14 protein-coding genes are annotated in these 13,784 nt (G+C 67.5%); 2 read left to right on the top strand and 12 right to left on the bottom strand.

The features are described from left to right. Position 1 precedes the first annotated feature (1 nt). The 3 genes from KZX46_RS06265 to KZX46_RS06255 all read right to left on the bottom strand — a co-directional run bounded on the left by KZX46_RS06265 (position 2) and on the right by KZX46_RS06255 (position 2,552). Complete coding sequence (locus tag KZX46_RS06265) at positions 2-1,006, bottom strand: sulfate ABC transporter substrate-binding protein (RefSeq protein ID WP_219775925.1); 1,005 nt, start codon at positions 1,004-1,006, stop codon at positions 2-4. Positions 1,007-1,135: 129 nt separating this feature from the next. Beyond that, complete coding sequence (locus KZX46_RS06260) at positions 1,136-1,561, bottom strand: Rrf2 family transcriptional regulator (RefSeq protein WP_216710555.1); 426 nt, start codon at positions 1,559-1,561, stop codon at positions 1,136-1,138. Between the two features lie 46 nt (positions 1,562-1,607). Further along, positions 1,608-2,552 carry a DUF5996 family protein gene (locus KZX46_RS06255; protein ID WP_219775924.1) on the bottom strand — a complete coding sequence of 315 codons (945 nt, stop codon included), beginning with the start codon at positions 2,550-2,552 and terminating at the stop codon, positions 1,608-1,610. Between the two features lie 503 nt (positions 2,553-3,055). Between KZX46_RS06255 and KZX46_RS06250 the strand changes: the two genes are divergently transcribed. Beyond that, positions 3,056-4,429 (top strand): DEAD/DEAH box helicase, encoded by a 1,374-nt coding sequence (locus KZX46_RS06250; RefSeq protein WP_219775923.1) that lies wholly within the window; start codon positions 3,056-3,058, stop codon positions 4,427-4,429. Positions 4,430-4,494: 65 nt separating this feature from the next. Here KZX46_RS06250 and KZX46_RS06245 read toward each other — a convergent pair whose 3' ends face one another. The 4 genes from KZX46_RS06245 to KZX46_RS06230 are packed head-to-tail and all read right to left on the bottom strand — an operon-like array spanning position 4,495 to position 6,904. Continuing rightward, the gene (locus tag KZX46_RS06245) at positions 4,495-4,950 is read right to left on the bottom strand and encodes a peptidylprolyl isomerase (RefSeq protein WP_216710552.1); all 456 of its coding nucleotides are present in this window, start codon (positions 4,948-4,950) and stop codon (positions 4,495-4,497) included. 30 nt (positions 4,951-4,980) lie between these two features. Next, on the bottom strand, positions 4,981-5,412 hold the full coding sequence (locus tag KZX46_RS06240) for a thioesterase family protein (protein ID WP_219775922.1): 432 nt from the start codon (positions 5,410-5,412) through the stop codon (positions 4,981-4,983). Next, positions 5,413-6,087 carry a glutathione S-transferase N-terminal domain-containing protein gene (locus tag KZX46_RS06235; RefSeq protein WP_219775921.1) on the bottom strand — a complete coding sequence of 225 codons (675 nt, stop codon included), beginning with the start codon at positions 6,085-6,087 and terminating at the stop codon, positions 5,413-5,415. 37 nt (positions 6,088-6,124) lie between these two features. Further along, positions 6,125-6,904, bottom strand: coding sequence for an enoyl-CoA hydratase (locus KZX46_RS06230; RefSeq protein WP_219775920.1), 780 nt, complete (start codon positions 6,902-6,904; stop codon positions 6,125-6,127). A 133-nt stretch (positions 6,905-7,037) separates the two neighbouring features. Between KZX46_RS06230 and KZX46_RS06225 the strand changes: the two genes are divergently transcribed. Continuing rightward, positions 7,038-7,979, top strand: coding sequence for a polysaccharide deacetylase family protein (locus KZX46_RS06225; RefSeq protein ID WP_219775919.1), 942 nt, complete (start codon positions 7,038-7,040; stop codon positions 7,977-7,979). Positions 7,980-7,986: 7 nt separating this feature from the next. Here the strand turns inward: KZX46_RS06225 and KZX46_RS06220 are convergent, their stop codons facing one another. The 5 genes from KZX46_RS06220 to miaB all read right to left on the bottom strand — a co-directional run bounded on the left by KZX46_RS06220 (position 7,987) and on the right by miaB (position 13,717). Then, on the bottom strand, positions 7,987-9,648 hold the full coding sequence (locus tag KZX46_RS06220) for a S10 family peptidase (RefSeq protein ID WP_226896130.1): 1,662 nt from the start codon (positions 9,646-9,648) through the stop codon (positions 7,987-7,989). A 279-nt stretch (positions 9,649-9,927) separates the two neighbouring features. Beyond that, positions 9,928-10,836 carry a hemolysin family protein gene (locus KZX46_RS06215; RefSeq protein WP_216710547.1) on the bottom strand — a complete coding sequence of 303 codons (909 nt, stop codon included), beginning with the start codon at positions 10,834-10,836 and terminating at the stop codon, positions 9,928-9,930. 5 nt (positions 10,837-10,841) lie between these two features. After that, entirely contained in the window at positions 10,842-11,348 is a 507-nt protein-coding gene (gene ybeY / locus KZX46_RS06210) for an rRNA maturation RNase YbeY (protein ID WP_216710546.1), read from the bottom strand. A 6-nt stretch (positions 11,349-11,354) separates the two neighbouring features. Further along, positions 11,355-12,341: a PhoH family protein gene (locus KZX46_RS06205; RefSeq protein ID WP_219775918.1), complete on the bottom strand. Its 987-nt coding sequence runs from the start codon at positions 12,339-12,341 to the stop codon at positions 11,355-11,357. A gap of 89 nt (positions 12,342-12,430) precedes the next feature. Continuing rightward, entirely contained in the window at positions 12,431-13,717 is a 1,287-nt protein-coding gene (gene miaB, locus KZX46_RS06200; RefSeq protein ID WP_255615528.1) for a tRNA (N6-isopentenyl adenosine(37)-C2)-methylthiotransferase MiaB, read from the bottom strand. Positions 13,718-13,784: the final 67 nt, after the last annotated feature.

Here is a 13,784-nt window from a genome sequence, read left to right as displayed (position 1 = left end):
TTCAGCGTTTGGCCGCTTCGAAGATCTGGTCGAACATCCCGCCGTCGGCGAAATGGACCGCCTGCGTCTTCGCCCAGCCGCCGAAGTTGCGGTCGATCGTAAACATCTGGACGGGCTTGAACGCGGCGGCGTATTTCGCCGCGACCGCCGGGTCGCGCGGCCGGTAGAAGTCCTTGGCGATGATCTCCTGCGCGGCGGGGGTGTAGAGATAGTTCAGATACGCCTCGGCGACCTTGCGGGTGCCGTGCTTGTCGACGTTCTTGTCGATCACCGCGACGGGGGGCTCGGCGAGGACGCTGACCGACGGCGTGACGATCTCGAAGGCGTCGCCGCCGGCTTCGCGCGTCGCGAGATACGCCTCGTTCTCCCACGCGAGGAGGACGTCGCCCTGCCCGCGCTGGACGAAGGTCGTCGTCGACCCGCGCGCGCCCGAATCGAGCACCGGGACATTATGGTAGAGCTTCGTCACGAAGTCCTTCGCCTTGGCCGCACCCAGCGTCTTCGTCGCATAGCCCCACGCCGCGAGATAGTTCCACCGCGCCCCGCCGCTCGACTTGGGGTTCGGCGTAATCACCGCGATGCCGGGCTTCACGAGGTCGTTCCAGTCGTGGATGCCTTTCGGATTGCCCTTCCGCACGAGGAAGACGATCGTCGAATAATACGGCGTCGAATTGTTCGGCAGGCGCTTCTGCCATGCCGCCGGGAGCAGCTTCGCCTTGTCGGCGATCTCGTCGATGTCATAGGCGAGCGCGAGCGTGACGACGTCGGCCTCGAGCCCGTCGATCACCGACCGCGCCTGCTTGCCCGATCCGCCGTGCGACTGGTTGATCGTGACGACGTCGCCGGTCTTCGCCTGCCACGCCTTGGCGAACGCGGCGTCGACGTCCTTGTACAGCTCGCGCGTCGGGTCGTAGCTGACATTGAGCAAAGTCACCGGCGCGGCGCGAACCGGGGCGGTCACCGCGGCGACCGCAAGCAGTACCGTCAATCCGATTATCGCGCGCATCGTCGCCTCCCGCAGGTCGTTACCGGGACACAACGTATCTCTACCCGGTAACTAGGCAATCGACCAAAATATTCGTCGCGCTAAAGCTGCGCTACGCCGCTTCCGCGCCGATTGTGCGGCCGCCTGCGCTCAGGCGGCTTCGCGCCGTTCGACCATGTCGGCAAGCGTCGTCCCGTCGAGGATCGACGCGGTGCCTTCGCGGACGGTCAGCATGACCTTGCGGATCACGCACGTCGCCTCGTCGTAGCAGTCGGCGCAGCGGTGGTACTTGGTCAGGCTGACGCACGGCACCAGCGCGAGCGGCCCTTCGATCGTGCGGATGATCTCGCCGAAGCTGATCGCGCGCGGTGCGCGGGCGAGGCGGTAGCCGCCCATCTTGCCGCGATAGCTCGCGACGAGCCCGGCGTTCTTGAGGTCGAGCAGGATGATCTCGAGAAACTTGCGCGGCAGTTTCTGGTCGGAGGCGATGACGCTGATCGGCACAGGGGCGACGCTGCCGGTACGGGCGAGGAAAATCAAAGCGCGCAGCGCGTAACGGGATCTTTGGGTCAACATCGGTACATCGCGGTAATGCACCCGCTCGCCCGCCAAAACAAGCTTTTCACGTCACAGCGCGTGGTACCCCGGGCACACCGACCCCGCATTCGAGGGCGTCGCGGTCCCATCCGCCAAGGTTGGCGGCGGCCGCATAGGTCGACTGGAGAAAGTCCATGATAGCGGCGTCGGGATCGGCGGCGGCGCGGACGTCGTCGTAGCGCAGGATGAACTCGCCGAGGCCACTGTCGAACTGCGCAGCGGCAGGCGCGACGGTGGCGGCGGCGAAGCCATCGGGCGCGGGATAGGCGTATGAATAGAAAGCGGGATGCGGATAAGCGTCGCTCCCCGGCCAGAATCCCGCACTCGATTCCTGATGGCTGTACGCCTCGCGCGCCACATCGAGCGGCAGGCCGGGACCGCCGGGATGGAGCGGCGCACGGCGGCCGGAAAAGCGGGTGACGGCAAGGTCGAAGCTGCCCCAAAAGAAATGCACCGGGCTCGCCTTGCCGAGGAAGCAGGTGCGGAATGCCTTGAACACCGTGTCGATGCGGACGAGCGCGCGGTGGAAGTCGCGGGCGGCGGCTGCGTCGAACGGACGGACCGCATGGTCGTCGCTGAAGCGGACGGCGTCGGGCATTTCGCTCGGCGCCTGGTCGATCGTGACGGCAACGCCGAGGTCGGCGAGCGCGGCCATCACCGCCGCGTAAAACGCCGCGATCGTTCCGGCTTCGAGCGCGATCATCTGCTCGGCACCGTCGCTGCACGACACCACCAACACCGCGTCGATCAGGTCGAAGTCGATCTGGAAACTTCGCGCCCCCGCCGGGATGGGCGATGTCGTCAGCCCGCGCGGCGTGACATAGAGCGCGACGTGCCAGCTATGGTTGAGCCACGGCGACAGCGTCAGCCGGACCTTGCCCGCGATCTGCGTCATCAACTGGAGGTGCAGCGCGGTCTCGCGCCACGCGGGCCAATCGAGTGTTGGCCATGGCGTCATTTTGTCGGTCATCGCTAACGCGTCCCCCGGTGCAGCGCTTCTCGACCTGAAACGCGTGGCGAAATAAGCCTGTCCTACACGCTGCCGCTCTGTCTAGGCTCGGCAGATGAGTTTGACGACTGCCCCTTTCCGCCGTGCCGTTCGACTGGAACGATGCGTGGAGAGTGTGTTTCGATTGAACGTGGCGTCAGGTTCGTCAACTTCGTCAAGCTGGCCTGACACTATCCATCGGCGTGGGCACCTCCGACTCGGGTCGGCCGATATCCCCTTGCGATGCGCACTCCGAGCAAAGCTTGACATGTTGCACCGCAGCAGCGATATGAGCGGCGCGTCAACGGACTCGTCCGTTCGGCGGGGTGCGTGATCAGCCGGTATCCGGCGCAGGCCCCGACCTCAGGCGCAGCCAACCAAGGCTACCCATATCACGCGGGTCGTCGAACGAGCCCGCGCTCGTTTGCCGATGTCCGGTAAGCGATTGTCGTGCGGCTCCTCCGCCCACGAAAGACTATTTCTCAATGACTTACTTCTCCGACTTCGGCCTTGCCGAGCCGATCTGCCGCGCGCTCGAAGCCAAGGGTTATACCGAGCCGACGCCGATCCAGACGCAGGCGATCCCGGTCGTCATGGCCAACCGCGACCTCTGCGGCATCGCCCAGACCGGCACCGGCAAGACCGCCGCCTTCGCCCTGCCGACGATCGACAAGCTCGCCAAGGCCCCCAAGGCGCTGACCCGCGGCGGCGTCCGCGCCCTCGTCCTGTCGCCGACCCGCGAGCTCGCCTCGCAGATCGCCGAGAGCTTCACCCAGTACGGCAAGTTCATGCGCCTGTCGGTCACGACCGTCTTCGGCGGCGTCCCGATCAACCGGCAGGAGCGGATCATGGCGCACGGCGTCGACGTCCTCGTCGCGACGCCCGGCCGCCTGATCGACCTGATCGACCGCGGCGCGATCGACTTGCGCAAGGTCGAGGTGCTGATCCTCGACGAGGCCGACCAGATGCTCGACCTCGGCTTCATCCACGCGCTGAAGCGCATCGTCACGCTGCTGCCGAAGTCGCGCCAGACGTTGTTCTTCTCGGCGACGATGCCGAAGGCGATCGAGGACCTCGCCGCGCGTTACCTGACCGACCCGGTCAAGGTCTCGGTCAAGCCCGCCGCGACGACCGCCGAGCGCGTTAGCCAGGCGGTCACCTTCGTCAACCAGGGCGAGAAGCCTGCGCTGCTCCAGATGATCCTCAAGCAGGACGGCGTCGACCGCGCTCTGGTCTTCACCCGGACCAAGCACGGCGCCGACCGCGTCGTCCGCCAGCTCGGCAATTCGGGCGTCGAGGCCGCGGCGATTCACGGCAACAAGTCGCAGGGCCAGCGCGAGCGCGCCCTCGAGATGTTCAAGAAGGGCCAGGTCAAGGTTCTCGTCGCGACCGACATCGCCGCGCGTGGCATCGACATCGACGCGGTCAGCCACGTCATCAACTACGAACTGCCGAACGTTCCCGAAAGCTACGTCCACCGCATCGGCCGGACGGCACGCGCGGGAGCCGGCGGCTCGGCGATCGCGTTCTGCGCCGACGACGAGCGGCCGTTCCTCCGCGACATCGAGAAATTGACCCGCATGAAGGTCGACATCCTGCCGCTGCCAGAGGACTTCCGTTCGCAGGTCGCAAAAACCGCCGCAGTCGAAAAGGCCGCGCCGCACGTCCCCCGCGACGTCGATCCCCGCAGCATGGCTGCGCGCCCGCACGGTAACAGCGGCCGTCGCGGCGGCGGCGGCGGTCGCGGTGCAGGCGGCGGCGGTGGTGGTTACGCCGGTGGTGGTGGCGGTGGTGGCGGTCGCCCGGCTCGCGACCCGCGCGTCGTGGTCAACCCGGTCCGCTCGCGCGGTCCGCGCTAAGCTAAACCGAAAGGGCCGCCGTTCCCTCGGGAACGGCGGCCCTTTTTTCGTTCAGGCCCGAATGATCAGACCGCGCGTGCCTTTAGGATCTTGCCCGGTGCGCGCGGCGGCTCGCCCTTCGGGAGGGCGTCGATGTGCTCCATGCCCGACACGACCTCGCCCCAGACGGTGTACTGGTTGTCGAGGAACGGTGAGTCGCCGAAGCAGATAAAGAACTGGCTGTTCGCCGAGTTGGGGTTGCTCGTCCGCGCCATCGACGCGGTGCCGCGCTTGTGCGGCTCCTTCGAGAATTCGGCCTTGAGGTCGGGCTTCTTCGATCCGCCGCTGCCGGTGCCGCTCGGGTCGCCGCCCTGCGCCATGAAGCCGGGAATGACGCGGTGGAAGACGACGCCGTCGTAGAAGCCCTCGTTCGCCAGCTCGGCGATGCGCGCGGTGTGGCCGGGGGCCAAGTCGTTGCGCAGCTTGATCGTCACGTCGCCGCCGTCGAGGGTCAGCACAAGGTTTTCAGGCGTATCGGTCATCGATTTACTCCGGTGAATGCGGAGGCGTACTTAGGGACGCAGCGCGAATTCGCCAAGCGCGGTTCGCAGCAAATCGGGGATCGGCGCAGGGCCGGCGTCGCCGCGATGGACCATGACGGTGTCGCACAGCCCGATGCATCCGCCGGGCTGGAACAGCCCCATCGCCACCCGCCAGCTCGATGTCCCCGTCGCCACGACCGCGACCCCGATCGATGTCGGGACGCGATACTTGCCCTCGCCGAGATAGTCGATTTCGACCCGTGCGACGAGAAAGCGCGGGCGGCCGACGCCAAAGCTGTCGCGGATATGCCAGTTGAAGCGGACCCGCGCCTCCTCGTACAGCCCCGCAACGGCGACGTTGTTGAGGTGGAAATTGACGTCCATGTCACCGAAGCGGGTCTCGACCGCGACGCTCCACGGATAGGCGGACGCGTCGAGCCGTCGCGGGTCGTGGCGCGCCATCTACGGCTTCGGCGCGTCGGCAGGCGGCGGCGCGCTGACCGCCTCGCCCTTAGTGTAAGCGGCAATCGTCGCCGGTCGTGCGCCGATCGCCTCGACCCAGCGCGCGACGTGGGCGTGGTCGTCGATCAGTCCCAACGCGGCGACCGCGCGAACCCACGGGTAGCTCGACATGTCGGCGACCGAATAATTCGCGCCCGCGGTGAACTCACTCTCGGCCAGCCGCCGGTCGAGGACGCCGAGCAGGCGCTGGGTTTCGTCGGTATAGCGCTTGATCCCGTACGGCACCTGCTCGGGGGCAAAGCGGACGAAGTGCATCATCTGGCCGGTCATCGGACCGAGCCCGCCGACCTGCCAGAACAGCCACTCCTTGACGGTCACGCGCTCGCGCAGCGTCTCGCCGGCAAAGCGCTTCGCCTTTTTCGCGAGGTACAGCAGGATCGCCCCCGATTCGAAGATGCTCAGCGGGCCGCCTCCGCCCGGCTGGTCGCCGTCGCCGGGCTCGTGGTCGACGATCGCGGGCATCTTGTTGTTCGGGCTGATCTTGAGGAAGTCGGGGGCGAACTGGTCGCCCTTGCCGATGTTTATCGGGTGGATCGTGTACGGTAGCCCGGTCTCCTCGAGCATCAACGTGATCTTGTGCCCGTTCGGCGTCGGCCAGAAATACAGGTCGATCATGGTCGTGGCTCCTTGGGATGCGCGACTTGGCGCGGGCTTATTGCGTCCGGCCGCGCGCCTGGACGGCGACGCGGTTGGTGGCGATGGTGTCGGGGGTGACACGTGCGTTGGCGGCGCTGCCACGCTCGTGTTCGATCGCCAGTCCATCGGAGAAGGTGGCGGCAAAGCCGTCATTGATCAGCCGCTTGAACGCGGCGGCAAAGCCCGGTTCGACCTGAGCCATGTCGGCGGCGAGCGCGCGCGCGGCGGCTATCAGTTGCGCGGCGGGGACGACGCGGTTGACCAGTCCCCAGCGCTCGGCGGTCGCGGCGTCGAGGAAGTTGCCCGACAGCGACAGCTCCTTGGCGCGGTGGATGCCGATCAGCCGCGACAGTTTCTGCGACAGCCCCCAGCCGGGCATAATGCCGACGCGGGCGTGGGTGTCGGCGAAGCGCGCGGTGTCGGCGGCGATCAGCACGTCGCAGGCGAGCGCGAGTTCGAAGCCGCCGGTAATGGCAACGCCGTTGATCGCGCCGATGACCGGCTTGCGGCACTGCTCGACTGCTTTGACGGGGTTGGCGCGTGGCTCGGTGCCGGTGGCGTCGGCCATCGCGCTCGCGTCGGATCCCAACTCCTTGAGGTCGAGCCCGGCGGTGAAGGCGCGGTCGCCTGCACCGGTCAGGATCACCACGCGCACTGCGTCGTCGGCGTCGAGCGCCGCCATCGCCCGCGCAAGATCGGCGCGCATCGCCTGCGACAACGCGTTCATCGCCTGCGGTCGATTCATCGTCACGGTGGCGATCGTGCCGTTGAGCGTCACCGTCAGAACTTCGGACACAGGCGACTCCGGTTGTGGGGGACGCGGCGACCCTATCGCTTCGCGCGGGGGAAGGTCAAAGCGCCGCTTGGCGACGGTCGTGATCTGCGCAAAGAAGGCGTGTTGAGGGCTCTTTTCAAAGGCGAGTGACCGAATGTCAAAGCGCGCGCTGATCGCGTTGATCCTGCTTGCCGCAAGCCCGGTCCATGCCGGCACCGTCGCGCTGACCTTCGACGACCTGCCGGTGTTCGGGCGGACCAAGCCGGTCGCCGATGGGGCCGCGATCACGCGCAAGCTGCTGGCGGGATTGCAGGCGAACCACATCCACGCGATCGGCTTCGTCAACGAGAGCCAGCTCGAGGACGATCCGGCGGGGCGGACCGCTTTGCTCGCCCGCTGGCTCGATGCCGGGATGGACCTTGGCAACCACACCTTCTCGCATCCGTCGCTCGATACGCTGCCGGTCGACGAGTATATCGCCGACGCCGCCAAGGGTGACGCCGTCACGCGGGTCCTCGACGCCGCGCATGGCAAGGTACCGCGCTGGTTCCGCTACCCGTTCCTCGAGACCGGGCCGACGCTGGCGATCCGCGACCGCTTCGCCGCGTGGCTGCGCAGCGACGGCTACCGCATCGCGCCGGTGACGATGGAGAACTCCGACGACATCTTCGCGATGGTCTATGACGAGGACATCGGCCGCGGCGACAAGCGCGCCGCGCGAAAGGTGCGCCGCGAGTACATCGCCTTTTCGCGCAGGATCGTGCCGTGGTATCGCAGCGCCGCGCGGATGCTCCTCGGCCGCGAGCCGGCGTACGTCTTCCTGCTCCACGCCAGCCGACTCAACGCCGACAGCATCGGCGCGCTGGCGGGAATTCTCCGTCACGAACACCTGCGCCCGGTATCGCTCGACACGGCGATGATCGACCCGGCTTATTCGTTGCCCGACACTTATGCCGGGCCGAACGGCGACGACTGGCTCGAACGCTGGGCGTATACGCAGAAGAAGGACCTGCCGTGGGACGTCCTGCCAGTGCCGCCGGGTGGAATTTCGCTCGAGGCGGCTCGGCTTGATTCGGGGCCTGCGAAGGAGCCGTGACCGCTTGCTACCGCGGCGCCGCGTCGTCGTAGAAGCGCGCAAGGTCGGCCTTCATCGAATGCAGCGCCTCGGTGTTGAGATAGACCATGTGCCCCGACGGGTAATACGCGAAACGCAGGTTGGGGCGCAGCGTCCGGTCGATCTGCATGTGGCCAAGGTCGTATTCGGTGCCGAAGAACGGCGTCGCCATGTCGTAGATGCCGTTCAACGAGTAGACCAGCAGGTGCGGATTCTCGCGCATCGCCGCCGACAGGTCGAGCGCGGTGTCGGCGTTGGTCGTCGCGCCGCCGCCGCGCTGCCCCGGCGCCCGGTGGTTGAAGTCCCACTTCAGCGTCTGCGAATAATAGGTCGGGCGGTAAGCCATGTCCGAGGTGAAGCCGAGGTCGTGCGCGAGATAATGGTGAAAGCTCGACACGAACGCGCCGGTGATGCCGGTGTCCGACGGGTCGAATTCGGGTGATTCAGCGGCGGCGTCGACATCGATGCCGGTGAAGCGGCTGTCGTAGCGCCCGAGCGTCCGGCGCTGGTCGCGAAGCAATTCCTTGCGGAAGCGGCCGAGATCGACGCGAAGATCGCTGTCGAGGATGAACTTGACCGACAGCCCGGTGAAGCCCGCCATCTGCTGCGCGATCGCCGACCGCTCGGCGTCGGGCAGGTCCTGCCCCTGCGCCAGTGCCTGCGCATACGGCCCGCGCGAGAATGCCCGCGCCTGCGCAAGGAAGGCGGGCAGGTCGGCGGGCGCCGGGATGCGGTGGTGATACGCAGCGGTCGCGGCATAGCTCGGCAGATAGTTGATCAGGTCCTGGTCGAGCCCGACCGCGCGACGGCCGTAGTTCATGATCGACGACAACAGGACGACACCATTGAGCTGCACCCCGTCCTGCGCGAGCCGGTACGACAACCCGCCCGACCGTGTCGTGCCGTATGATTCGCCGAAGATGAACTTGGGCGCGTTCCACCGGTCGTTGATCGTCAGCCAGCGCTCGATGCCGCGCGCGAAGGCGTCGATGTCGGCGTCGGTGCCCCACAACGACTGGAGCTTGGTGTCGCCGAGCGGCCGCGAAAAGCCTGCGCCGATCGCGTCGACGAAGACGAGGTCGGACTTGTCGAGCAGGCTGTCGGGATTGTTGACGAGCTGGAACGGCGGCCCCGCAGTCGCCCCCGGGCTGTCGGTCCGCACCCGCACCGGCGCGAGCGACCCCATGTGGAGCCACAGCGTCGAGGAGCCCGGACCGCCGTTGTACAGGAAGGTCACCGGCCGCCCGGGCTCGCCGGTGGTGTAGGCGACGTAGAACATGCTTGCGGTCGGCTTGCCGTCGTCGTCGCGGATCGTCACCGTTCCCGCCGTCGCAGTGTAGGCGATGCTCCGCCCGCCGATCGTCGCGGTGTGGCGCGACGGGACGCGCAATTCGCGGATCGGCGCGGTGGCGACGTCGCTGTCGCCAAGCTTATTCTCGCGGGCGCGCGCCGCGCGCGGATCGCCGGCGGGCTGGGTGTTGGTCGCGTCGCCGCGGCCGGCTTCGTCGGGCTCTGCGGTCGTGCCCCGCCGCGCAGCGCCGCGCGGCGTCTCGGCTCCGGCGGTCGTTCCGCCGTGGACGGGACGTTCCTGCGCGAACGCCTGCGTCGTCAGCGATGCCAAGGCAAATGCAGCTACCGCGAATCGCATCATGTCGTTCCCAATCAACCGCTTGTTTCGTTAACGCCGCCACACGGCGGCGTAAAGACCGCGCCCTGCACGCGGCGCGGCTCACCGATCAGGTACAAGGCGGCGCGGGCCGGAAATCTGGAAGTTGACGAAGTTGACGCCACGTCGAACCGAAACCCTCTCCCCGCGCAACCGCCGCGGTTCGCTTGCCGGTCTCCGCGTGTTTCGGGTTGCGCCATCGTTCGACCTTTCGTTTCGTTCGGCGAACGCTAGTGCGAGCGGGGACGTGTAGGACAGCGAATTCTATGCGGCGGGGACCGGGGGATACAGCCGCAACCGCCGGACCATCCGCGGGTCGCCGTCGATCACCTCGAAGCGCCAGCCCGAGGGATGGTCGATCATCTCGCCGACCGCGGGAACGCGCCCCGCGAGCATGAACACCATGCCACCGAGCGTATCGACCTCGCCGCCGATTTCCTCGGCCGCGAAGACGTGCCCGGTGGTTTCCTCGAGCTCCGACAGTTCGAGCCGGGCGTCGGCCTCGTACATATCGTCGCCGATTGCCTGGAGCAGCTTCGCGCCATCCTCGTCGTGCTCGTCTTCGATGTCGCCGACGATTTCCTCGACGAGATCCTCGATCGTCACCAGCCCGTCGGTGCCGCCGAATTCGTCGACGACGATCGCCATGTGCGTCCGCCCCGACCGCATCCGCGCGAGCAGGTCGAGGACGCGCATCGACGACGGCACGAACAGGACGGTGCGGAGCAGGGTGCGGACATCGAAGTCGGTGAACGGCTTCGAGCTGACCGCGTCGTCGAAAGTCGTCGCGATGCGGGTGTAGACGTCCTTGATGTGAATCATGCCGACGACGTTGTCGAGGCTGCCCTCGAACACCGGCAGGCGGCTGTGGCCCGCCTCGCGGAACAGCTCGACGAGATCGGCGAAGCGGTCGTCGACGTCGAATGCGACGATGTCGGCGCGCGGCACGGCGGCGTCGTCGACCAGCCGTTCGCCGAAGTGGAGCAGGTTCTTGAGCATCGTCCGCTCGACCGCCGACAGGTCGTCGCGGTCGGCCGGCTCGCCGACATGCTCGTCGATCGCCTCCTCGAGGCTTTCGCGGAGCGTCGGCTCGGCACCGCTGCCGCCGATCATCGTTCGGAGACCTCGCCACAGCCGTGTGGCGAAGTCGGTGCTAGGGTGGGGGTCGGCCATATCCCTTAATCGGTCGCCGCGTACGGATCGGCAAGCCCGAGTGTCGCCAGTGCGGCGGTTTCGAGCGCTTCCATATGCTCGGCCGCGGCATCGTCGCCGTGATCGAGGCCGAGCAGGTGGAGCATGCCGTGCGCGATCAGATGGCGCGCATGATCGATAAGGCTGAGCCCCTTGGCCGCCGCCTCGGCCGCGCAGGTTTCGTATGCCAGTACGATATCACCGAGCAGCACCTCGCCGTCGTCGGAGTTGGCGAGGCCGTCGAGCATGTCGGGCTGGACCATCGGGAACGACAGGACGTTGGTCGGCTTGTCCTGGTGCCGGTACTGCGCGTTGAGGGTGTGGACCTCGGCATCGCTCGTCAGCCGCACCGCGACCTCGACGGCATAGCCCGTGCGGTCGAGATGCGCATGCGTCGTCTGCGCGAGCGCGGCGGCGACGGCGGCGGACGCGATGCCCTCCCAGTCAGCGTCGCCCCAGTCTCCGTCAGCGACTTCGGTGTCGACGGTCAGCATCGCGCTTCAGCCATCCTGCGGCGGTCCCTCGTACGCCTCGACGATCGCGCCGACGATCGGGTGGCGGACGACTTCGCGTGAGCTGAAGCGGAGCGTCGCGATGCCGGGAATGCCGTCGAGCTTGCGGACCGCGTCGGCGAGCCCCGACGATGCCGGGTTGGGCAGGTCGACCTGGTTCGGGTCGCCGCAGACGACCATCCGCGAGCCCTGGCCGAAGCGGGTCAGGAACATCTTCATCTGGAGCGGCGTCGTATTCTGCGCCTCGTCGAGGATGATGAACGCGTTCGCCAGCGTCCGGCCGCGCATGAACGCGAGCGGGGCGATCTCGATCTCGCCCGAACTCAGCCGCCGCTCGACCTGCTCGGTCGGCAGCATGTCGTAGAGCGCGTCGTACAGCGGGCGCAGGTACGGATCGACCTTGTCCTTCATGTCGCCGGGGAGGAAGCCGAGCCGCTCGCCCGCCTCGACCGCAGGGCGCGACAGGATCAGCCGGTCGACCGATCCAGCGACGAGCTGGCTGACCGCCTGCGCCACCGCGAGATAGGTCTTGCCGGTGCCCGCCGGCCCGAGCGCGAAGATCACGTCGTCGCGGCCGAGCGCCTCGATATATTTCACCTGCGTCGGCGAGCGCGGCACGATCGTCTTGCGCCGGGTGCGGATGACGACCGCCGGATTGGGACCGCCGTCGTCGGCGAGGGTCAGCCCGGCGAGCGTCGGCTCGGCGCTCATCAGCACCGCCGCCTCGACATCGCCGACGTCGACGCCGTGGCCCTGCGTCAGGCGATTGTAGAGGGTGATGAGAATGTCGCGGGCGCGGGCGGCGCTGTCGGCCTCGCCTTCGATCGACACCTTGTTGCCCCGCGCCGCGATATAAACGCCGAGCCGGTTTTCGAGGACGATCAGGTTTTGGTCGTATTGGCCAAACAATGGCCCGAGCAATTGCGGCCGGTCGTATTCGAGCTCGAGCCGGACGCGGTCGCTCGCTCCTGTCACCGGCGATCCCGGACGCTGCGGGCGCGAGCCGCTGCCGCCGGAACGCGTTCCCCCACCCGAACTGCTCCGGGGCGCTGGTTTCTTCGGCACTAGGCGGCGGCTCGGGTCAGGGTCGACGTGTTGGCGATCACAGGCGCTCCTTCGAGGCTGTTGGGCTGGGCATCGATCAGGTCGACGGTGACGATATCCCCGATCTTCGCCGATGGCGAGACGACGAATACCGATTGCAGCCATGGTGACTTGCCGATCAGCTGTCCGGGACGACGACCGGGGCGTTCGAGCAACACATCGCAGCGCTTGCCGACGCTGGCGCGGTTGAACGCGAGCGCGGTTTCGCCGATCGTCGCCTGGAGTTCGGCGAGCCGCGCGTCCTTGACGTCTTCCGGAACCTGCTCGCCCATCGTCGCAGCGGGGGTGCCGGGGCGCGGGGAATATTTGAAGCTGTACGCCTGGGCGTAGCCGACTTCGCGCACGATGCTGAGGGTTTCGGCGAAATCGGCATCGGTTTCGCCCGGGAAACCGACGATGAAGTCGCCCGACAGCGCGATATCGGCGCGGGCGGCGCGGAGGCGGTCGAGGATCGCGAGGTAGCTCGCCCGGGTGTGGGCGCGGTTCATCGCCTTGAGAAGGCGGTCGGATCCCGACTGCACCGGCAGATGGAGGTACGGCATCAGCTGCGGCAGGTCGCGATGCGCGGCGATGAGTTCGTCGTTCATGTCGCGCGGATGCGACGTCGTGTACCGCAGGCGCACCAAGCCCCGCACGGCGGCGATCCGCGCCAGCAAATCGGCGAATGACGTCGTCACATCGCGATAGGCATTGACGTTCTGCCCGAGCAGCGTGAGTTCGCGCGCACCGCCTGCGACGAGCGCCTCGGCCTCGGCGACGAGCGCATCGGCGGGGCGCGAAAGCTCGGCGCCGCGCGTATACGGCACGACGCAGAAGGTGCAGAACTTGTCGCAGCCCTCCTGCACCGTGAGGAACGCCGACGCGGGCACGACGGCGCGGCGCGGCGGCAGGACGGCAAACTTCGATTCGACCGGCATGTCGGTGTCGACCCCGCCCGCCTTGAGCATCGCGGGCAGCCGGTGATACGCGTTCGGCCCGACGACGACGTCGACCGCGGGGGCGCGGCGGACGATCTCCGCCCCCTCGGCCTGTGCGACGCAGCCGGCGACGACGACGACCGGCTTGATCCCGTTGGGCCGCCGCGACGCTTTCAACCGGCCTATGTCGGAATAGACCTTCTCCGCCGCCTTTTCGCGGATGTGGCAGGTGTTGAGCACGACGATGTCGGCGCGCGCGGCGTCGGGCGCGGCGGCATAGCCCTCGGCCTCGAGCAGCTCGCCGATTCGCTCCGAATCATAGACGTTCATCTGGCAGCCGAAGGTCTTGACGAAATAGCTTTGGGTCACGGGGCCTCGCGCGGGTGGAGCGCCACCA

Origin of the sequence: Polymorphobacter sp. PAMC 29334, assembly GCF_019431245.1 — a bacterium.
Lineage (GTDB): Bacteria > Pseudomonadota > Alphaproteobacteria > Sphingomonadales > Sphingomonadaceae > Polymorphobacter_B > Polymorphobacter_B megasporae.
This window is presented reverse-complemented; position numbering and strand designations above follow the sequence as displayed.